The organism is Vibrio stylophorae, assembly GCF_921293875.1.
Taxonomy (GTDB): domain Bacteria; phylum Pseudomonadota; class Gammaproteobacteria; order Enterobacterales; family Vibrionaceae; genus Vibrio_A; species Vibrio_A stylophorae.
In genome coordinates this window covers 1,142,560-1,165,214 of sequence record NZ_CAKLDI010000001.1, presented here as the reverse complement: position 1 = coordinate 1,165,214, position 22,655 = coordinate 1,142,560, and the positions used below count along the sequence as shown (strand labels likewise).

General features: G+C 46.6%; 17 protein-coding genes. 6 read left to right on the top strand and 11 right to left on the bottom strand.

Translation table 11 applies throughout. The features are described from left to right. Positions 1–92: 92 nt before the first annotated feature. From L9P36_RS05325 to L9P36_RS05305, 5 genes are all read right to left on the bottom strand, one after another. Positions 93–1,961, bottom strand: a complete 1,869-nt coding sequence (locus tag L9P36_RS05325; protein WP_237465529.1) for a response regulator — start codon at positions 1,959–1,961, stop codon at positions 93–95. Further along, complete coding sequence (locus L9P36_RS05320; protein ID WP_237465527.1) at positions 1,958–4,375, bottom strand: hybrid sensor histidine kinase/response regulator; 2,418 nt, start codon at positions 4,373–4,375, stop codon at positions 1,958–1,960. The genes L9P36_RS05325 and L9P36_RS05320 overlap by 4 nt, the downstream gene beginning before the upstream one ends. After that, complete coding sequence (locus L9P36_RS05315) at positions 4,368–5,447, bottom strand: cytochrome-c peroxidase (protein WP_237465525.1); 1,080 nt, start codon at positions 5,445–5,447, stop codon at positions 4,368–4,370. Before L9P36_RS05315 ends, L9P36_RS05320 begins: the two co-directional genes overlap by 8 nt. Positions 5,448–5,694: 247 nt before the next feature. Further along, positions 5,695–6,048: a DUF2541 family protein gene (locus L9P36_RS05310; protein ID WP_435532762.1), complete on the bottom strand. Its 354-nt coding sequence runs from the start codon at positions 6,046–6,048 to the stop codon at positions 5,695–5,697. Positions 6,049–6,361: 313 nt separating this feature from the next. Continuing rightward, a complete protein-coding gene (locus L9P36_RS05305; protein ID WP_237465522.1) occupies positions 6,362–7,018 on the bottom strand; it encodes a GntR family transcriptional regulator in 657 nt (218 codons plus the stop codon). Positions 7,019–7,160: 142 nt separating this feature from the next. Here L9P36_RS05305 and L9P36_RS05300 point away from each other — a divergent pair, with 142 nt between their 5' ends. From L9P36_RS05300 to L9P36_RS05275, 6 genes are all read left to right on the top strand, one after another. Then, a complete protein-coding gene (locus L9P36_RS05300; protein ID WP_237465520.1) occupies positions 7,161–7,490 on the top strand; it encodes a UxaA family hydrolase in 330 nt (109 codons plus the stop codon). Next, positions 7,490–8,665, top strand: coding sequence for a UxaA family hydrolase (locus tag L9P36_RS05295; RefSeq protein ID WP_237465518.1), 1,176 nt, complete (start codon positions 7,490–7,492; stop codon positions 8,663–8,665). The genes L9P36_RS05300 and L9P36_RS05295 overlap by 1 nt, the downstream gene beginning before the upstream one ends. A gap of 52 nt (positions 8,666–8,717) precedes the next feature. After that, entirely contained in the window at positions 8,718–9,674 is a 957-nt protein-coding gene (locus L9P36_RS05290; RefSeq protein WP_237465516.1) for a DMT family transporter, read from the top strand. Positions 9,675–9,807: 133 nt separating this feature from the next. Continuing rightward, positions 9,808–10,950 carry a mandelate racemase/muconate lactonizing enzyme family protein gene (locus L9P36_RS05285; protein ID WP_237465514.1) on the top strand — a complete coding sequence of 381 codons (1,143 nt, stop codon included), beginning with the start codon at positions 9,808–9,810 and terminating at the stop codon, positions 10,948–10,950. A 345-nt stretch (positions 10,951–11,295) separates the two neighbouring features. Beyond that, positions 11,296–14,463: a hypothetical protein gene (locus tag L9P36_RS05280; protein WP_237465513.1), complete on the top strand. Its 3,168-nt coding sequence runs from the start codon at positions 11,296–11,298 to the stop codon at positions 14,461–14,463. Positions 14,464–14,841: 378 nt separating this feature from the next. Beyond that, a complete protein-coding gene (locus L9P36_RS05275) occupies positions 14,842–15,765 on the top strand; it encodes a M14 family metallopeptidase (protein WP_237465511.1) in 924 nt (307 codons plus the stop codon). 108 nt (positions 15,766–15,873) lie between these two features. Here the strand turns inward: L9P36_RS05275 and L9P36_RS05270 are convergent, their stop codons facing one another. The 6 genes from L9P36_RS05270 to L9P36_RS05245 all read right to left on the bottom strand — a co-directional run bounded on the left by L9P36_RS05270 (position 15,874) and on the right by L9P36_RS05245 (position 22,654). Then, complete coding sequence (locus L9P36_RS05270) at positions 15,874–16,599, bottom strand: amino acid ABC transporter ATP-binding protein (RefSeq protein WP_237465509.1); 726 nt, start codon at positions 16,597–16,599, stop codon at positions 15,874–15,876. Further along, the gene (locus tag L9P36_RS05265; protein ID WP_237465507.1) at positions 16,592–17,272 is read right to left on the bottom strand and encodes an amino acid ABC transporter permease; all 681 of its coding nucleotides are present in this window, start codon (positions 17,270–17,272) and stop codon (positions 16,592–16,594) included. The genes L9P36_RS05270 and L9P36_RS05265 overlap by 8 nt, the downstream gene beginning before the upstream one ends. Before the next feature lie 7 nt (positions 17,273–17,279). Continuing rightward, entirely contained in the window at positions 17,280–18,017 is a 738-nt protein-coding gene (locus L9P36_RS05260) for a basic amino acid ABC transporter substrate-binding protein (RefSeq protein ID WP_237465505.1), read from the bottom strand. Positions 18,018–18,552: 535 nt separating this feature from the next. After that, positions 18,553–19,179 carry a DUF305 domain-containing protein gene (locus tag L9P36_RS05255; RefSeq protein ID WP_237465504.1) on the bottom strand — a complete coding sequence of 209 codons (627 nt, stop codon included), beginning with the start codon at positions 19,177–19,179 and terminating at the stop codon, positions 18,553–18,555. Positions 19,180–19,526: 347 nt separating this feature from the next. Then, positions 19,527–20,231 carry a hypothetical protein gene (locus L9P36_RS05250; RefSeq protein WP_237465502.1) on the bottom strand — a complete coding sequence of 235 codons (705 nt, stop codon included), beginning with the start codon at positions 20,229–20,231 and terminating at the stop codon, positions 19,527–19,529. A gap of 17 nt (positions 20,232–20,248) precedes the next feature. Beyond that, positions 20,249–22,654: a hypothetical protein gene (locus L9P36_RS05245; RefSeq protein WP_237465500.1), complete on the bottom strand. Its 2,406-nt coding sequence runs from the start codon at positions 22,652–22,654 to the stop codon at positions 20,249–20,251. Position 22,655 lies beyond the last annotated feature (1 nt).

Sequence of the window (22,655 nt, the reverse complement as noted above, 5' to 3'; positions counted from 1 at the left end):
TAAAATTATAGGTGGATTATCACTGCTTCGATTTGTGACAACAATTGCATACCATTTTGGGCAGCCACATCCCTGTAAATAAATGGCAACATTTAAACTAAGGTGAGCGGTTGTTCCACCTTGGTATGCGCCTGAACGGCTGCCAGTGCTTGCGCCAATTTTGCTTTATCAACGGGCTTAAATAACACATGGGATACGCCGCTGTCATAAAAGTCCTGAGTTGCTTGTGATGAGATATCAGCAGTACAGGCAATAATGGGCACATCAGCGCCGGGCGACGTTTTAGTCTGCATCATTTTTATTTGCTTAGTCGCCTCGATTCCCGTCATCACCGGCATATGGTTATCCATAAAAATGACCGCATACTGATTTTCATGGAATTTTTGCACCGCCTCTTCACCATTGACCGCAACATCAATGTGCGCATACCCCAGTGATTGCAGCATTTTGGTTAACACCATGGCATTGACCCGATTATCTTCCGCAATTAAAACGCGATCCTTCAATTCACTTTTGGGCGCTGCAGGTGGCGCCTCAAATGCTAAAGCAGGTATTTTCAAAACGCTTTGAGTTCGCCTCTCGCCCGCAGCCAAGGTTGTGGTCAGGCTGCCCTCAAAGGCTTCGACGATTTTCAAAATCGAGAGATAACCACAGGCATGATTCACGCTATCTTGGGTATTGATATTGGCGAGATCATGCATCAATGATTTCGTTTGCTGATAAAACTCGCCATGATCGTTAAAAACAAATGTTAGTTCAATCCATGCCTCAGACTGAGATGTGGTTTGCGTAACCAATAGCTCCACGCTGCCGTAGCGTGCTGATTTAAAGAGGCAATATTGAATCACTGCGTTAAGCAACAGCACGGCGCCTTGAAAAGATGCGAAGGATGATAACTGGCAATCGACATGCCAGTACCCGCCTTGCGCCTTTAATAAAGCGGCAAAGCTTGCAGTGCGCTCATTGAGCCAATCCACCACGTCAATGCGCTGCATTTTAGGCTTTAGCTCGCCCTGCTCAAAACGAGAAAGTACTTGCACATAGCCAGTTGCAGCCGCCATCAACTGCCCCATATGCTGAATGAAGGCATCACCTTCCGCGTTTGGATGTGTATGTTGCAGGCAAGCTAAGCCTTGTTGAATCACGGCTAAATCCAAGGCGATGAGATCAGCAAATTGCGCTTGAATATGGGTTTGCTGCGACGCCGTTTGCGCTCGCTCAGCAATATATGTTTCAAGCTGTTTACGATGGGTAATATCGCGCTCGACTGCGACAAACCGTCGCAATTGATTGTGCTCAAACACCGGATTGATCGACATATCAATCCAATAGGGCGTGCCATTTTTATGATAATTGATGATTTCAATATCAATGGGCTCGGCCTTCGCAATCGCCTGTGACAGTAGGCGCACCGCATTCACATCGGTCTCTTTCCCTTGCAGTACATCGCCTGGTTTTTTACCCATCACCTCATCAAGTGAATAGCCGGATATTTGCGTAAACCCTTTATTCACCCAAGTAACGAAGCCGTTTGCATCGGTGATCACAATGGCATCACTGGCGTATTCCGCCACTTGCCCCAATGTCTCACGAAAGGCCGTTAATTGTTGTTTGGACACTTGCGCCATCACGGCCTGCGTATTAGCAATACCAAGCAAGGAGACAACAGCCACAATCCAAACCACATACATGGCCAAAATACGGTTGGAAATAACGTGCACGCCCTCGCCATTCAAGGGCGATAAATAAAAGCCAAGGACAATCAATAACGTTGAAAGGATGGCTGATGATAGCGTGATGGCTTGATTTTTCGAACCCAGCGCGATCAGCACGATGCTGACATAAGCCACCGGCACGGCTGAGCTTGCGCTGCTATACATATCCAGCGCAAAAATCACAGCCGATACGATAAGGATAAAAACAAATTCGCGGCGCCTCGATTCACTCCATTCCAGCATCATAAGGCCGCCTCCTGCCGTGCTTTATCATTGCTGGCATGTAATAGCCGATTGGCCTGATGTAAATTCACCAACATGCGATTGATTAGCTGCTGCAACAATTCAAGATCCGGTGAACAATGCTGCGTAATGAGCGCCTGACTTTGATGCACTAAATTGAGCACTTCAGCAAGCGGACATTGCGCAGCCAACTCATCAATGGCATCAAGCTGTTGCGATAACGCCGGAAGATCGCCGCTCGCATAAGTGGCAATCAGCGCATCAATCATGGCATCAAATTGCTGCGCGAATGATGTTAAAAACGCCCTTTTTTCTTCATCGCTTTGCTGCGGGTGTTGTAGCCAAGCACAGGTGGATAGCTCCTCTTCCGTGATGGGCAATTGTGTGACAGGCGCGCGCACCAAATAAATCACATTGCCACCTTTAACAGGCGCGCTAGTACGCACGTTTTGCTCAGTTTGCGCTGCGTTTTTTTCGCATATTTCATGCTGGTAGCGGCATATCGCTTGCTCAAGGCTATTTTTTTGCAGCGGTTTGGTAAGCACATACTGAGCGCCCGCTGCAATAAATGCATCATGCGCTTCTTTAAACACATCGGCGGTGTAGGCAAAAATAACGGTACTCAGTTTAAGCTGCTGACGAATTTGCTGGATGGTCTCAATGCCGCTTAAGTTCGGCATATGATTGTCCATGATGATCAGGTCAAAAGAGCGCTGCTTTAGAATATCTAGCGCTTCAAGCCCATCTGATGCGATTTGGACTTGATGCCCGCATTTGTGAAGAATTTGCTGTGCCACCAGTGCATTGACGCGATTGTCATCCACCAGCAGCACCTGTAATGCCTGTTCATTTTTATCTTTTTCACCATGGCCTGATGGCAGCGATATCTGGCCAATCTGTTGCTGTGGGTTTTGGCTTTGGCTTTGGTTTTGGTTTTGCTGCGATGACTCCTCTTCAATCGCTAAAGGTAATTGCAAAACAAATTGTGTGCCGACGCCAAGCTGGCTAAAGACATGAATGCTGCCGCCCATCAAGTCCGTCATTTGCTTCACAATGGACAGTCCAAGCCCGGTTCCACCAAACTTACGGGTGGTAGATAGATCAGCCTGCTCAAAGGGGGTGAAAATTCCCTCTAATTTATCCCGAGCAATCCCGATACCAGAGTCAGAGACTTTAATTTCCAGTACGCGACGCGGGTCATGAAGCAAAGCGAAATGCACATCCACATACCCTTCTTGGGTAAACTTAATGGCGTTGCCCGCTAAATTAAATAATATCTGTCGAACCCTGGCGGAATCACCAATAAAATGGCAATGACTGGGCACTTCATTTTGTACATGAAATTGAATGGCTTTATTTTTCGCTAATGGCATAAGTGCATTTTCAAGGTGTGCGATTACCTCGCAAACTGAAAATTTATGATATTCCAAGACCATTTTCCCTTGCTCAATTTTGGAAAAATCCAAAATATCATTGAGCAAAGTCACCAAGTGCTGGCCAGAATCAACAATCACTTTTGCTTGCTCACGAATATGTGCTTCCTGAGCATCTTCCTCGATCATTTGCGCAATACCCAAAACACCATTCATCGGCGTTCTTAATTCATGGCTCATAGTGGCTAGAAAAATTGATTTGGCTTGATTGGCGCGCTCAATGCGATCCATGGCTTCTTGGCGAATGACATTATTTCGATGCAGTTCTTTCATGCGAAGCCATGCGGCGACACAAACACCACTAATGATGATTAAAAATAGCACAATCAGCAGTTGGACCATTCGCGTTCGAACTTGCTCTGATAAAGTGCCAAAAACAACTTCAGAGCGCTCAATAAAGTCCATATTTTCATGGGATAATAAAATAGAAAGCAGCTGTTTCTTTTGTTTTTCGACTTGCAAAAACGTCGTCACCGCTGGGTTTTCAGCTTCTGACACCATTTTTGAGAATAAACTTTGATCATCTAAAAATGCCAATCGCAGCGCAGAAGAACTGGACACTGGCGTAATCTTAAATTGCTTGTAAATCGCTTGAATCAGCGATTTTTCCATAATAATGATACCAATCACATGATCGAGGGTATCCGTAATATTAGATAGCGCCTGTGTAAATTGGCCGAGTTGGGCAAAAGCTTCTATTTCATAAATCCCGATATAATTAGATTGCGCATAGCTTGCGAGTTCTTCTTGAATATTTCGCTCAATTTCAACCAAGACTTGCGTGAGATAATAGGGATCGGTATCAGGCTCAAGTGCATGTTGCGTCACCGTGTCACGGATATTAATCACTTCATGACCGATTTCAGTGACCATGGTGCGATAGATAATTAAGCGGTTATATTCCATATAAAGAATAAAAATCGAGGCGATAATCATGCTGATAGCCAATGCGCCGGCCACCAATAATGCTTTCATTTTATTCATTTTCAAACTCCTGCAAAATTGATGGGCGCTCGCCTGAAAGTGAGATTAAAAATGCTTCGATATCGGTAATGGTATGCGGCGCTAATGTTTTCCCTAATTGGCTTTCGCCCATAATTTTTATGGCTTCTTGCAAGGTTTTCGTTTGTCCATCATGAAAATAGGGCGCGGTATCGGCAACATTACGCAAGCTGGCCACACGAAAAAGGTACATATCTTCATTTTTCCCTGTACTACGGTGACGCCCGGTATCATTTGAGCGCTCTGCACCAATGGTTTGCTCACCCAAAAAGCCAAAGCGCATCACCATACCACCGCCAACATTGATCCCTCGGTGACAGCTAATGCAACCTTCACTTTGAAACGCCTCCCAACCGCGGATTTGCTGCGCGGTTAACGCCTTGCTATCACCTTGGATATAACGATCAAAGGGCGCATTGGGCGTATTCAGCGTGCGCATAAATTCCACCAGCACTTGTTTAATGGTCGCTTCTGAAATCGCTAAATTGGCTTGCTCAAACTGCGTCTGATAGTGCGAATTTTCGGATACATAGCGTTCAATAGTGGGCCAGTCGGTATCCATTTCGACGCTGCTATGCACTGGACCATCAATTTGGTCATGCAGCGTGTTGACGCGTCCATCCCAAAAAAATCGATAGTTATAGGCTGAATTAAAAATAGTGAGCGAATTGCGAATGCCTTTACCATGCACACCGATGGATACATCAATGGTCTCGGCGCCATTGGTTGCTAAGTCATGGCAGGTTTCGCAACTGACCATGCGATTTGAGGATAAATTGGCGTCATTAAACAGCTGCCAGCCGATTTTGGCTTGTTGGCGATCAAAGGCGATAGTTTGTGGAATGGGCGAGATAAATTGGGGCTTCGATGTCGGTGATAAGCCAGCTTGATGACTTTGTTCGCGACGATGGACACCTTGGTTTTCTTTCGCGCCATGTTGATGCGAACTGGTGTGGGACGCATGTTGATTGGGCGAAGTCGCTTCATAGCCAAACAGCAGCAGTGCGAATAAGACGACGCTGACGCACGCCGCTATCCATCCCCTTTCTTTCATTCTTTCTCCCTGAATGTTCACGCCATAATTTAAGTTATGTTCAAAACGGCTATCAGCCATCTTGGTCAACCAGCGTCATCACCTTGTTTAAAATCATGATGTTTTGCTTCATAAAACACTGTGAAATTGCGCCTTCTTTTTTATAAAACCTAGTTCATATCGGAAAAAGAAAAAGCGGGAGATACTCAGTGAACTGAGACAAAAAAGAAGCCATATGGCTTCTTTTTAGATGGGGATTTTCGGGAGATTATTGACGACCGTAGATACGAATACCGGCGGAAGAGTGTTTCGATGTGGCGAATACCTCAAGGCGTTTTACGCAGCGCTTGTAGCCATAGCCCAATGAGCGCCATCCAGTTTTTTTATCTTTTTTCACATTGCGATAAAAATGGACAGTCTTGGTGTCGCCATTTTTAAAGGTCAGCACCACCTCTCGCAAATACATATCGCGATCCGCTTTAACACGAATCGCATCAGCGCGGCGACACACCACCAGGGGAATATCAGCACCATAGTTATTTTCTTCAAAAACAATGGTGCGACCTAAAGTAATCGATTCATCTGCATGCGCGAAAGGCGCAGTGAAAAACATCGCCATCATGGCAAAAAGCGCAGTCAATACAGCTTTAAACTTCATATATCCATCTCAAAATCATGGCAACTGCCAGTGCTCGCGCAGTGTATCATCGCCCCTCTTTGACACGAATGATCAAGCGCTTTTAGTTCAGCAATCCTTCAGCAAGAAAAGTGAGATGAACCGCAAAGCCATGTGAAATATCACCCATGAAAAAGGCTGCATCGTTGCAGCCTTTGATATTTTTCATTGCGCATCAAAGCAAAAGGACTGAACTGCCCAGCTTTCAGGCCTTCATGCATTCAAATTTCGCTTTAAGACTTCACATGATGACTTGGCGTTAAGACTTCGCTTCTAGATTTTGACGGCACAAATCAGTAAAGGTGGTGATGTTGAGTTTTGACTCACGCCACGCGCGGTCTGTATCACCATCCACAATCGCTTCCACAATGCCTCGGTGACTCAAGCCACTTAAAGACAAGTCATAGTCATGGTGCGTCATTTTGATATAGCAGCGCAGCTGATTGGAGATCTGCTCATAAATTTTAATGAACTTAGTGCTCTTGGTGATCTCCACCACTTTACGGTGGAATTCGAAATCTTTGACGCAAACTTCTTCGATATCCAAAGGCCCTTGGGTACAAAATTCACAAAATTCGTCATAAATACGGCGCAATTCTTTTTTATCTTGCTGATCCGCACGCTCTGCCGCCATCAACGCCGCTTGCGATTCAATGGCAACACGTAGGTTATAAAGCTCCCACAAATCGTCACCTTCTAAGGTAAACACATGCCAACCCACATAGGGCTTTTGCACCACCAACCCCTCATGAGATAAGGAATTCAGTGCCATACGCAAGGTACTGCGCGAGAGCTCTAACTCTTTTGATAAGGTGCTCTCGACGATTTTATCACCGAGACCAAGCACGCCGGAAAGAATCATATTTCTAATATAATCAGTCGCTTGCTCTTCCAGGCTTTGCTTATTTATCTTCATTTCCTTGGCTCGTCATCTTGCTGATTTTCAATATTTTTCAATCTTAACACGAAGTTGTGATTGGTGTCATATTCCGTCTTTTGTCTATCTGTATAATGCCGATTGTCCGACAATGAGACAATCAACATTACGGAAGTACACTATGAAAGCTATAAAACTGTCTCCGAGCGACAACGTCGCTACTCTACTTGGCAATGTCGAAAAGAACGAAATCGTTGAAATTATCTCTGCTGAAAATGAAGTGATCGCAGAAATCAAAGCACTACAAAAGATCACCTTCGGCAACAAAATTGCACTGTGTGACATCGAAAACGATGCACATATTTACAAAGCGGGCCATTCCATTGGTAAATCGATTGTCATGATCCCTCTGGGTCAGCTCGTTCACGTACAAAACGTGCGCAGCGAACGCCTAGATATTCCTGAAGCAATCATTGAAGAAATCATCAAACAAATGGGGATCGAAAAATAATGACTCGTACATTTCAAGGCTACCCTCGCCCAAACGGCACATTTGGTATTCGTAATAACGTGATGATCGTTGCGATCGATGAATGCTGCGAAGGCATTGCGCGCAACATCAGCAAAGAGATTGATAATTCAGTTGTTGTTACCAACCACTACACCTGTATGTACGGTGGTAACGAAGAGATGATCGACACCATCATCCACACAGCGACCAACCCAAATATCGCGGGTGTTTTGGTGATTGCCATGGGTTGTGGCTCCATTGACCCTGAGATGGTTGCAGGTCCGGTTCGCAAAGAAGGCTTGCCTGTTCACACCCTCACTGTGATTAAAAACAAAGGCACCATTGAAACCATTAAAGATGGCTTGGCGCTAGCAAAAGAGCTAAAAGCATACGCAGACAGCATTGAGCGTGTTGAAGCGCCGATTTCTGCGCTGCGCATCGGGATCAAATGTGGTGGCTCTGACACCTCAAGCGGTTTGGCATCAAACCCTTCTGTGGGCGCGGCATCAGACAAGCTTGTCGATATGGGCGCCACCACGATGGCTGGCGAGCTCATTGAACTACTGGGCTGTGAAGAGATCCTAAAAGCACGTGCAGTCACACCTGAAGTGGGCGAAAAAATCGAGCGTCTCATTGCAGAAGATTTGCAGCGTTGGCACGTGATTGATGGCACTGAGACCATGTCGATTGGTAACAGTGTGGGCGGTTTGACCACCATTGATGAAAAATCGCAAGGTGCGATGCACAAAACTGGCTCAAGCCCAATTCAAGATTGCTTGCGCATTAACCATATCTACCGTGAAAAACCAACCAAACCAGGTTTCTACCTGACGGAGACCACCATGCTTTGTGGTGGCGCGGCGATGCACTTTGCATCTCTGGGCTGTCAGCTCATTATCTGGACTGCGGGAGCCGCTGGCTTTAACAACTCCATTGTGCCGGTAATTCGTGTATCGGGTAACAGTTCATTGATTACAGCTGATATGGATATCAATGCCTGCGGCATCATGGATGCCACTGACACCATCGATAATGTGTCCAACACCATTCTCGATAAAGTATTTGCCGTTGCGGATGGCGCGCCAACCAACCTTGAAGGTGTTGGTTATGCCTACGCATCTCTCTATCAAAAAGATCAACGCCTCGAGCATGTGATCGGTATTTGCCCACAATAATCTGTTGTCCTAACAAGGGGTGCCTTGGTGCCCCTTTATTGAGATTAAAACTATGAGTAAAGCTGCTCCTAATAAAACCCTAGGTCTTACTTTGGCTTTGGTATGTGCTGCCCTTTGGGGTGCCTCCTTCCCACTCGGTGGCGTTCTAGCTGGTAAATTGGATCCTGTGGTATTGGCCATTTCACGCTACGCCATTGCAACCCTTGGTTTTGTTGTTCTGTTTTTGGTATCGAAAAAACACACGCTAAAACCAATCCAAAGCGCGAAAGATGCGATGTTGCTTATGGCAGCAGGTATCTCGGCGCAGGCTGTGTTTTTCTACTTCACCATTTTGGCCTATGACTACACCTCGTCTGGTGAGATTGGCGTGATCAACGGTATGGCACCTTTCTTGACCATGCTGGCGGTATTTGTGATTGATAAGATCAAACCGTCGGCAATCAAAGTGGGTGCGGTTGTGCTTTCATTGGCGGGTGCAGGCATCATCGCTTATGACCCATCCAACAAAATTCAAGGTTTGAACCTTGGCCACCTATTCGCACTTTGCGGTGTATTGGGCTTTGTCACTTACAACTACATTTTGGGTAAGTTCGGCTCAGACCTAAACGAGCGTTATGACGCGTTCTCAAGCAACTTCTATCAGTTTGCTTCTGCAACCGCAGCGCTAGTGATCCTTGGCCTAATCACAGGTGCAGACTTTAGCTCAGCCTCTGTTCTTGTAGAAAACAACAAGCACATCTTCAGTATTCTAGCGCTTGGTTTGGTGTGTTCTGGTATCGCTTATGCGATTTGGGAAATTGCCACACTGAAGACTCAAGACGCTGTAATTACCACCATGGCACTGAACGTTCTACCGCTATTTGCAATGATCGTCGCTTACTTCCTACTGGGTGAGACTGTGACGCTGCAGAAACTTGCAGGTGTTGTGACTGTGGTCATTGCGCTATGTATCTACACCATGGGTGACAACAAGAAAAAAGCTGTTGCCGCAGAAAAAGCAGCCGCTTAACACTCTTCAAACTGCCAGCTGAGCTGGCAGTTTTTCGAACACATGCAGCCTTGCCTGCAAGATTGCAAAAAAAGAAATCCCCAAAATAAACGTCCTCAAAATCAAAAAAGAAAAAACAAAAAGAGAAACAAACATGAAATTTAACGAAATCAAAATTACAGAAGTTGAAGTGATTCACCTACGCGTTCCTGCCCTTGATGAAGCCTGTGAATGGGGTGAAGATGGCGTGCTCATTCGCGTACATACCAATGCGGGCATTACCGGTGTGGGCGAGTCTGATAGCTCACCGATGATGATTGAAGCTTGCATTAAAGCGACGCAAAGCCACGGTTCATCACAGGGTCTTGAGCGCCTTTTGATTGGCGAAAACCCACTTGAGATTGAGCGCCTTTATACCAAGATGTACAACGGCACTCACTATGCGGGCCGCCGCTCAACCATGATCCATGCCATCTCTGCCATTGATATGGCGCTTTGGGATATCGCTGGTCAGTTCTACCAAGTGCCAGTATGGCAGCTACTGGGCGGTAAGTTCCGTGAAAAGATCCGCGCCTACGGCACCTTTATTCCATCTGCGATTAAAGAAGAGAACATTGCCCGCACCACAGAGCTTTTGGCACAAGGCTTTACCTCCCTTAAATTTGGTGGCGGTCCATTGGGTCACAACGCAGAGACCGATTACGAAATCATCAAAACCGTGTGCGAAACTGCGCGTGCAATTAACAAAGATGTAGAAATCGCTATCGATCTTGCAAGCGCATGGCGCACCGCTGGCCACACTATTGAGATGGCGAAAAAGCTTGAAGAATTCAACCTACTTTGGATTGAAGAGCCAATCACCGATGACGTGCTAGCGGGTTACCGTAAAGTATCGCAATCCACCACGCAAAAATTGGCGGGCGGTGAGACCCTGACCACCCGTTATGAGTTCGCAAACTTCATCGAGAAATCAGGTGCCGACTTCGTGCAACCAGATGTGACGCGCTGCGGGGGTATCACTGAGATGGTGAAGATCTACGATATGGCACATATGGCGGGCATGAAGCTGGTACCGCACGGTTTCTCTACCGGTATTTTGATTGCTGCAACCGTACATTTCTTGGCATCACGCGAGCATGGCGATCTAATTGAGTACTCTCAAAGCACCAGCCCACTGTTTACCTCTTTGGTGAAAAACCAAATCGCCTTTGAAAATGGCTATGTTGCTGTACCAAACACCCCAGGATTGGGTGTGGAGCTTGATGAGGAAATCATCGCCAAATATCGTGTGAACTAAGACTTGGTTGCGCTTGTGATCACGTGTTCCCCCTCACGTGATACAAAAGAGCGCAAAGCCATAAACTGATATGCTTATTTTCCGGGAAAGAGATAAGCCAAAGGCCGCGAAAGCGGCCTTTTTCATTACAATTTCTTAAAAATCATCATATAACCGCTTATTTTTAATTCGCAATTGAGTTGTGAATGAGCCCATTAAATCCTATTCAGTTGCTGTGATAACTGGGCGTAAAATTTGATCTCACAGCATAAATTACAATCCGATTGATGATTTCACATCCGCCCTTTCCATGCTTCCTTTAGACTGGAAATTCGCCTATTTTCTGCGCATTGACAAGGATGGAACATGGACAACATCGTATATTCCTTTGCATCTCTCGAGCTCAAACCTCTGGTTGAACATTTAATTCAACGCACTAGTGAATCTGAGATTTTGCAAAAAAGTGGTCTTCATCCTCGTCCGTTTGTCCAACTTGAAGCCAACCATAATACCCCGCTTGAGCAGCGGCTGAGCCGCATTGGCAACAACCGCTATATGGTGTGTTTGCTGGGCCAGCACGCTGGCAAAGTGGTGAAAGATGGTAAAACAGCCCTGCAATGTGAAATTGAAGCGGCGCTTGAACACGATGTTTTACTCTTTGCCTTTTGGCTCGGTGAGCAAGCTGCCGATCCAGAAAATATGTGCGATGAGATGCGACAAATATATGCGCTTATCACGCCGCCAATGTGTGAAGTTATCAGCGATGAAACAAGCACAACAGATACCCATCAACCCAACTCAGCTGACGCTGTGGCTGCAAATAACGTACAAACCAATACTTCCAAACAAGCGCAAGATGCCACAAAAGCCAAGCAAACAGCGCGGGCTGACACCAACAATGCGCCACACAGTGCCCATCAACCAGTTGAGCCTCAACCCCATATACAAGTGCATCCACAAGCCCATTTGGTTCAGCAACACATTGTCGATGCCGAAGACCCTGAGCTCATTGCGCGCACCATTGTCAGCACCTTAGAAACCAGTGTTTGGCAAATTCTTGGCGAACAAACCCCTGTCAACAGTGACAACCTGCTCCATATTTGTGGCTATTCGCGCGAAAACATAGACAGCCTAGAGGACACACTCAAACATCAGCTCAGTCGCATCTACTACTTTGAAAAAACCACGGCGAAAAAAAGCCCACTCTTTGCTGATGTGATCCAGCGTAAAACCTGGGCCTATGAAAGCTTGAGTTTCGGTCATGTCGACGAAGCGATGCGCAATCTGCAAAAAGCGGCGGAAGAGTTTGGGTCAGACTTTTTTAGCTGCTTTTGGCTCGGCCGCTTATATGCGCTACATGGCACGCAACCTAAGCAGTTCGAGAAAAGCATCAGCCTCAATAGGCTAGCGCTGAGCATGCTAAAAGCGAGCGATACACTCCTACATGCGCTCTGTCATACCCATATGGCTATTGCGGCGGGGAAATTGGGTGATTTAGCCATGGCGCAGCAATACTTCACCGAATCAACACAAACTTTTTATACGGTTGAAGCCTATGAACACTGGGCAGCGCTTACCCTCGCCCAGCAGACAAAATCACCTGACGAAGCGCTGGTTGAGCAAGCGCTGCGCTGTTTGAGCAAAATTCAAAAAACGCATTTTGCTTATTTTTTGCAGCTTTGCGACAGCCTTGAGCGCAGCTATGGTGAGCACTTTGCGCCAGTAAAAGAGCTGCTTTTTCACAGCAATCGCACCTTTCTCAACACCACCCATCGCGATACCACGGAAAATATCGCATGGGCGATGCGAGAGTTTAAATACCCAGCGCATCAACTATGTCCGCTCAATTTAGATGCAAACCCGCAGGAAAATGCGGTCTCTCTATCTTATTTAATTTGGCAAAACTACCGCTCGCTCCATCATGCCTCGCAGCGAATCGTCAACCGATACCAAGGCCTAACCATTGCCAGCGGCGAGCTTGGTCAATTGAGTGAGCGCTACAATGCTGAGCAATCCCACGCCATTACCGCGCTGCAGCAAACCCGTCAACTGCTCAACCAACGCGAGCAAGCACGAGAAAAAGTAGCGCGCTTAGATGTGGCGCAGGGACACACGCAGCGCCAGCTTAATTTCTTAAATATCACCACGGTGTTAACCGGCGGTATTTTTGCAGCGGCCATGGCCAAGCTCTTTGCCGCAGCGCCTTTACTGCAGGTCGGCTTGCTAGCGCTGTTTGTGATTTCGCTCTATTTTCGCCAGCAGCAAGCCGCTTCAGCCAAATCCATTGGCCGCAATCAATCTGACGAAGATCAGTCCAAACGCTGGTATAGCGATAAGGCCAGCGCAGTGTGGCGCGAGACCAAACGTCAAGTGCGCGATGAGGGCATTCAAGGTGCCTTTACGCGTTTGCTGGAACTCGGTAGTCAAGTCCAGCTGTCACATTTAGATAGCGCGCAGCAAACCATTGTTCAGCGCACAGCGCTGCTTCATGAAAGCCAAGGCGCGCAAACGCAGGCCATTCGAGCTGGCTGGCAGCATCTACAAGCGCAGCTCGCCGCCTGGTATCAGCGCATGTCTCAATTTGAAACCCACGCGATTAGTGCTGATGTAGGACAATATACCCATTTGCTGTGTCAGCATGAGCCTGTGACCGTCAGCAAACTCAATCTGCTCATGTGCGAGCCCCTCTATTTAGCGGCTGGTCGCAATGCGCCAAGCACAACCGAATCGCCCAGTCATGTACTTCACAGCCATGGTTCACGTTTACAAGCTTGGTTTGGCGATGAAAAACTCGCAGCATCTATGCTTCATATTCTGGATCAGATGGATTTATCTACGGTTCAAACATCAGCGCAAGCAGCAGTTCAAGCGCCTGCTCAAACAGAGGCTAAGCCCACGACTGCGGTAGCCGAAGCTTTGATAGATACCGACTTGGAGGATGCATCAGATACGCACAGGGCAACAACAGGGACTGGAAATACAAACACGCAGAGCGCAGACACGCCAGCGCCCGCTTTGACCATGGCCACGAATCCCCAGTGCGACACCAAAGCCGACGCCAATAAAAACAAAAACGAACCGAAAAGTGGCAAAACAAAGCAAACCACAGCCGAAATACATACCACTGTGGCAACGCCAATAACCGAAGTAACACATCTGCAAGCAGCGGCAAAACAAACAGTGCAAGCACAAGCGCTGACACCAGCGCAAACGCAGCAAGTCGAAGCAGTCAAACAGCTAGCCACAGCATGGCCGCAGCAGATGCCATCGGCACGTATAACGCGCGAGCAAAATCAACCCATAGCATCAGTCAAACCGCTGACCAAGGTACAAGCGGCGTTGCTTGAAGCCAATCAATTGCAATTAAAACCGCAGCCAAGACCACAAGCAGAAACGATGAAAGTCGCCATCGCCTCAGAAAAAGAGCGGCAAGCAGCCCTTGCGGCAGATAAGGCATTGACGGCAAATAAAACAGAGGCAACCGATACAACGCGAGTCACAGATGCGGCGCGCAATACACCGGCACCCGCTTGATGGGTGCCCATGCAAAGGCTTCGATTCACCTTAGCTAACATTTGCTTTGCTAACATTTGCTTTGCCAACATTTGCCTGAGCCAACAATTTGTCTGAGCCAACTGTGCAATTCAATGTTATTTTTCACGTCATGATTCTCATCATGATTCCAATCAAATGCCCGCCCAATGCGGGCTTTTGTTTGCCCATATCAAGCGCGCTTGAATATTGCAGCAAGTAACACTGTTCTTGGCGAAAAACAGCGCTATACCCAGCCACTGGCAGCAAAATGTGCCAAATCACCACAGCCTCAAGGCTGCGTAATTGCAATCAGCTATTTACACTCAGCACAGCACGACATTATGCTGAGACAAATCTCGTAAAAGAAAGAATAAAACGATGCAAACAGAACAAACATTTCCAATTGGCATCCCAGGTCAAAAATGGGGCGAGCCAGAGCGCCAAGCATGGCGTGCCCTAGCCCAAGTGAAACGCCTTTACAGCGAAGAAGTCTTACCCAAAATTGAAGCGCTCAAAACGCGTTTTGAGGTCGAGCAATATGGCGCCCTCTCTTACGATCCAGCGCGTTTTCCGCTCTATTGCATCAAAAGCAAACACTGGGATACCAACAAACCAACCGTATTAATCAGCGGCGGCGTGCATGGCTATGAAACCAGCGGCGTGCAAGGCGCACTGGCCTTTTTGGATCAGCAAGGCGAGCACTATAGCCAATATTTCAACCTAGTGGTGGCACCTTGTGTCAGCCCTTGGGGTTATGAAACGATCAACCGCTGGAACCCGCTTGCTATCGATCCTAACCGCTCATTTTATGCCAATAGCCCAGCAGAAGAGTCTGCCGCCCTTTGGCAATTGGCACAGGGTTTAGGCGAGGTATTGGTTCATATTGATCTCCACGAAACCACAGACACAGATGAAACTGAGTTTCGCCCTGCCCTTGCCGCGCGTGATGGCATCACTTATGAGCCAGACACTATTCCAGATGGTTTTTACACTGTGGGCGATAGCGAAAATCCGCAGCTGGCTTTTCAAGCAGCGGTCATCGACTCGGTTGCCAAGGTCACGCACATCGCGCCCGCCGATAAAAATGGCCAATTGATTGGCTCAGATATGGTGCAAAACGGGGTGATTTTGTATCCCATGACCCAACTTGGTCTTTCAGGCAACATCACGCAATGTCAGTACCACACCACTACAGAGGTCTATCCTGATAGCCCTAAAGTCACCGATGATGAGTGTAATCGCGCGCAAGTGGCGGCAATTATGGGTGGTTTGGATTATGTGCTCGCTCAGCGCTTGAAATAGTGTTTATGAAACACCATAATCAAGACGAATCAATCTAGACACAAAAAACGCAGCGAGGCTGCGTTTTTTATACTTGCACATTTAAATAGCTAGACTTAAGCCAGCCAATTATCTCAGCACTTTACTTAAAAAGGCTTGAGTTCTGGACTCTTGCGGATGACTAAAGAGAGATTCTGGATCGCCTTGCTCAACAATCACCCCGCCATCCATAAAAATCACACGGTCGGAAACATCACGGGCAAATCCCATTTCATGGGTCACAATCACCATGGTCATCCCATTTTGGGCCAATGATTTCATAACATCGAGCACATCGCCCACCATTTCAGGATCAAGCGCAGAGGTTGGCTCATCAAAGAGCATCAAATCAGGCTTCATCGCCAATGCTCTGGCGATGGCAACGCGCTGTTTTTGCCCGCCAGATAAGCTCGATGGATAGGCGTCTGCTTTATCGCTAAGACCCACTTGTTCAAGTAATCGATCGGCCTCAAGATCAGCGACTTGCTGCGACATCAGCTTTAATTTAACTGGCGCCAGCGTAATATTCTGACGCACCGTTTTATGCGGAAATAGATTAAAGTTTTGAAACACCATCCCCACTTTTTGTCGCAACTTATCAACGCAAGCACCAGGCGCCGTAATCGATTCGCCCTCAATCAAGATATCACCTCGATTGGGCTGCTCCAGCAGGTTCATACAGCGCAAAAAGGTACTTTTACCACTGCCTGAAGGGCCAATCACACTCACCACTTCGCCTTGATGAATTTGCTCACTAATCCCTTTGAGTACTTGGTTGTCGCCAAAGCTCTTATGTAAATCAACGATCTTAATCACTTTGTTTCAACCTCATTTCAAATCGCGCCAACATAAAGGTAAAGAAATAAGTCAGTAGCAAATAGATGATGGCGCAGCTAAAAAGCGGCACGCTGTCTTCAAAGGTTCGGCTACGAATAATTTCACCCGCGCGCATCAAATCAATGCCACCGATAAAACCAATGACCGCCGTTTCTTTCAGCAGCACGATAAATTCATTGCCAAGCGATGGCAGAATATTCTTAATCGCCTGCGGCAAAATCACTTCTTTCATTGACGCGCTGTAAGGCAAACCCAGAGAGCGCGCCGCTTCCATTTGCCCTTTATCAACCGCTTGAATACCAGCGCGAATAATTTCTGAAATATACGCGCCACTGTTTAAGCCAAAAGCAATAATTGCTGCGGTAATTTTATCGACATCCATCGATGCCAAGACAATGAAATAAAGAATGACTAACTGAACAACAACCGGAGTGCCGCGAATCACACTGACATAAAGGTGCGCTGGCCAGCGTAAATACCACTTCGATGACATCTTCATCAGCGTGGTCATCACACCCAAAACCGAACCGATCACCATGGCAAAGAAAGTCACAATCAATGTGACTTTCAAGCCATTGAGAATCAGATAAATGCCAACTAAACCGTCTTCACCGATTGGCGTAAATAAAGAGGTGTTGATTGCATCAATCATCAGCAACTCACTTCATGTGTTTAGCAACAAGTGCGTCGTATTGACCATTTTGCTTCATGGTTTGTAGCGTTTGGTTGATGCTATTGAGCAATTCGGTATTACCTTTCGCCACAGCAAGACCATAGAACTCAGGCGTAAAATCAAGCTCAATCATTTTCAGTTGTGGGTTTTTCTTCAAGAAACTGGCCGCTGGCTCACTATCAAATAGCACGAGATCCACTTTGCTATTTTTAAGCTCCATCACAGCTTCAAAGCCGGTATTAAACGCAGTGACTTTGTTGCTCAATTTCTTGGCCATCAAATCACCTGTTGAACCCAATTGCACCGCAATATGCTTATCTTTCAGATCGTCAACGCTTGTGATGCTGTCATTGTCTTGATTGACCAAAACCACTTGCGTGGCTTCATAATATGCAGTTGAAAAATCCACATTCGCTTGGCGCTCAGGGGTGATGGTCATTCCTGATGCAATCATGTCGATTTTGCCTGAGTTGAGCGCCACAATCAGCGAGTCGAATTTGATGTTCTCGATTTTCAGCGTTTTACCCGCATCCTTTGCAATCTGCTCAGCCAAATCGATATCAAAGCCCTTAATTTCATCGCCATTGACGCCGCCAACATACTCAAAGGGAGGGAACGCCGCATTGGTGCCTACCACCAGCACATCATCGCTTTTGCCACAGCCGCTCATGGTCAAAACTGCTGCAACGCCAAGACAAACAAACCCTGTTAATGACTTCTTCATTTTAAAATCCTTTTTAAAAATAATTCACAGTGCTCGACTATATACAGAGATAAAAATAAATCAATATTTATGCGCATATGCTGATTTAAAATTCAAATTAATTCACTGCCACTCGCCATTAACCAATCTCTACTTAACTATTTTGCAACAAATGAAGCGATATTATCCCTCTGCTAACTCGTACCTTGATGAAGATGCATAGATGAATTCAGACTTGAGAGACACAGAGAAAGCGGTTCGACTGGACGCATTTTTCAGCGCTGCCAGATAAATGAAAGATTCGATGCTTTAAATTGGCATTTTTGACTTCAAGAAAAGGGATGTGCGGTTAAATCATCCATAAAATATAGAAAACAGCAGAGATAGAATATTTATTCATTAGGCACGGATGGTTTATAGGGGTAATTCTCCATTGCCATGACACCTGACAGTGCTATCTCAAGGCAATCTCGTGGCCATAGCGAAGCTATTTTCAAGGCGATTCAAGGTATAAAAAAACGCAGCATACGCTGCGTTTTTTTATGGCATCAGTCAACTATTTGATCTGCGTTGCAAGCCAAGCTTTCATAAAGGCGACTTCATGCTGCTGAGCGGTAATGATGTTTTGTGCAAAGGTTTTGATTTGCTGATTTTTAAGATATGGCATCACCACTTCAGCCATTTTAATGGCCGCTTCATGGTGCGGTAGCATCCCTTGTACAAAGTCCACATTTGGGTTACCGGTGAGTTTCACCGTCATCATGCCATGCATGACAGCCATGGACTGACTCATCATCGCTTCAGATGCTTTCATATTTACATCTTTTGGATTGATGGTTTGATGATCCGCAAGCCATTGCTTCATAAAGGCCACCTCATGCTGCTGACTCTTGATGATATTTTCAGCCAGTTGCTTGATTTGTGGGTCAGTCAAAGATGGCAGAATTTTCTCGCTCATCACGATGGCACCTTCATGGTGCGGCAGCATACCGGCAACAAAATCGTAAGATGGCATACCGGTTAATTTTAGCGTGTGCATACCATGCATCGCCGTCATGGAGTCATGCATCATGGCTTGTGACGCGGAGATGCCATGTGATTCGTCATGATGAGCGTCATGCGCGAACACAGCAGAAGATGACAAAAGAGCAGCAAGGAGTAGAGAGAGGCGGACTTTTTTCATGATTTTGATCTCGTTATTTTGAAAACGAATGCATCATGAAGCATCCAGCGAATGGAAGGTCAAAGATTATTTATAGATTTATTATTAATACTCAGAAATAGCACAGACAAGCATGCTGGCAGTCTTCAAATCATGCAAACTTGCCGCCTATATGATGCCGTCACGCCAGTTTACTTTTACGACTTTCACGGCGCTACCTTCTCGTTACCGATTTAACGTCACGACCCTATCCGCACAAGCACCTCTGCGTCACGCTACCACATCAAATCTGTTGTTTCCAACAGATAAAAAGCCCGCTCATTGGCGGGCTTTTTATCACACTGATGACTACGAGATCGCAGTACACCTTAATATACAGATCCATTTCGATTGTGTTGGAAATCATCCATATTCGCGAAGCTGCGCGTACCACAATGGAAACTATAACGGCGCGCTTGCAGAAGGTTCGCAAGCTGCAAATAGGCATCATCGAAGTCATCACTGAGATCCTCAACACCTTGCGCAAGCCAGTGTTTGAGTAGCGATTGGTGTATCAAATAGGTAGTGCGATGTTTGACCAGCCTCAAACGAATAATCGGACGCAACTCTACTGGAATCTGTTCAAAACGCTGGGTCACGCGATCATGCAAAAATGCCTTATGAAAGGAGAACGCCGTATAACCGCCATGCAGTGATCCGCTTGCATCTTCAATTTGAGCGGGCGTTCGCGTCACCCCTAATACATCAGAAAAATGCAATTGATCGGCCAACTCATTGGTGATCATTAGGCTTTGACTCCCCCAACAATCTGAAATCATGGGCATACGCAGTGGCTGCTGATTGAGCCGTTTTTGCAAACTGGCTTTTTTGCCTCGATCTTTTGGCGCAAAGCGCATGGGTGCATCACCCAAATAAAGCTGCGGCATATCGCCATCGCTCGTCACTGGCTGCCAAACAAAATCATATTCATCGAGCCATGCATTGGGATCGCCCGCTTCATCCGCATACACATCACCAAAGCTCACTAACTGCAATGGCAGATACTCACTTAAAACACCTTGTATATCTAACATTCTATTCTCCCTTGCACTTAGTGAATCGCTTGCAGTTTTGCGGACATATCGGCGTAAAATTGCTGCCATGTTGCTTGCCACTGCGCCGTTAAATCATCCAAATCAATCGTGAGGCGATCTTGAAAACTCAAATGTCCCTCAGCAAGCACTCGGTCAAAGAACAAGGCTTCAAGCAAATCAGCCTGTAATTTGCGTCCGCGATGGGGATCGCAGCACATCAGTTTGAGCCAGCGTAACTGCTTGTCTTGATCAGATTCAGTGAGAATTTGCGGCAAAATTTTCGGGGCCAATGAACAGTACATATCATTGCCAAGCGCAAACTCTTCACTATCGATTTTACCTTGCGTCAAAGCTTGAAAAACGCTGTAGCTCAGCTCACCATCAATGAGCTTTGCTGCTGCATCAGCCAGCATCGGCGCGTCTTGAATATCAAAGCAAACCACAGTCATCAATTCATTCAGCACAGTTTGGCGCATTTCACGCAATGGCTCAGGTACTTGAGAAGACAAGCGATAGGCATGTAGATAGAAATAATCCCGCTTATAGGGCGATAAGCGATTGATCGCGCCCTGCCACTGCGCACGCTCGTCATCATCCAAATCGTTATATCGCTGTATTAGCTGGATAAGCTTGTCACCATCATCCATGCAAAGCGCGATTTGAAAAGCCACTTGGTCAAGATAGGAGATGCCCAATTCCAGTAGCTGCATATTGAAATGATTTTGATGCGCTTCACTGGCAAAGCCGCCTCTTGCTTGGCGATAACAGCGCGACATGGCTGCGAGTGTCGCCTGCGGCGCAAGGGCCATGGACAGCAAAATAACACGTTTGGCAAAAGCATTTGATTGCGCGCGATAAAGCCAAAAACAGGTTCCGAGCACCGGCCAAAATAGATCTAAATCATCAAACAATTTGTACCGCGGTTGCGCCATGGTTGGCGTTTGCTGATACCAACGCCCAGAGCGTTCTTGCTTGAGACATTGTTGCAAAGCTTGCACCAATGCTGGCAATTCACTGATGTCACCAGCATCCAGCCAAGCCTTTAAATGGTCGAAAAGACTTTGAGAAAGACCTTGGGCAAGCGCTCTTTGTGCGAAATTATCACTCGCAGCTTCAATTTGCGTTAGCACATCTTCTTTTAAGCCCGCACAAACCCATTCCGTTAAGGCTTGGGTCAGATGATCGTTTCGCTGATGAGTGCGGTCAAAATCCAGTAATATCGCCCCCAGCAATCGACTATGGATTTGCTCATCATCCTCACGCATCCACAGCTTAAAATCGTAGGCTTGGCGATTGCCATCAAAGGCGCGTTCAATCTCAAGGTAATCGTTATAATTGAAGCAATCGTAATCCTCGAGCGTATCCAATATCTCGTCGATTTGTCGCTTTTGCTTTGCCGATAATCCCTCAGCAACGATGCGCTCAGGCTGGGTATAACGGCGGTGAAATTCAGCGTCGCTCAAACAGCGTGTATCACTGTCTCCGACCATCATCTGATAGAGTGCTTTGGGTAGATCTTGCTGATCAAATAGATGATAAAAAATATCAACGATGCGAATAAAGCATGCCTGTTTCACCGAGCTGGTCACATCCGGTAGCAAGAGCTCATTTGCAAGTGGCGTTAAGATATCATCGAGATCGGACAAAATCGTGTTTTGTGCAGGAATGGCGCTTTGCGCGCAGCAACGCAAAATATGATAATAAAAATCCAGCGCATGCGTTTTGGCATGACGGATCACCAATACCGCATCTAAATTCTCAAAAATTTGCTGCTGACGTAATGCGGCCTCATGCTCGCCAGTCAACACATAGTGCCACAGCACCTCCCCCTGCGGCAGCGCCACGATAAAGGGGTAAAGCTGCTTGAGCGATGGCGGAAAATTTGCAAGGGATTCTGGTAATGGATGCTGCTTTGCAAAGGCATCGATTTCAATTTGCTGTGCCTGCGCTTTGGCTTTTTTATCAGCCTCTCGATAGAGCGCAATACCTGGCCAATTTGCCTTATCCGTAAAATCATTCACCGCATAACAAGATGTATCTGCCATCAAATTGGATAGTTGTAACAATCCCCATTGATAAGTTTGCGCAATGTCGCCAAGGCAATTATGGCGAAAAAGCGACACCTTGGATGCCATACCATGCGCATTCAGCGCAGTCGTTAACTGCTGCGCTAACGCAATCGCTGCCTTGGCATCACAAAATAGATAACTAAAACTCAACTGCTCGGTTACGGCATACAACAACACATCGGTTTGCCCTTGCGAACAATAAACCTGCTGCACAATCGCCTGCATCGGCGCCTTTTCTGCATCGCTATAAATAAACAGCAAACAGGGATCGTCATAATCCCCCAACTGCTTTAGTTGGCTGTGAATATCATCAGGGATCGTCGCAAGCGCTCTGAAGTCAATTTGACCGCACATA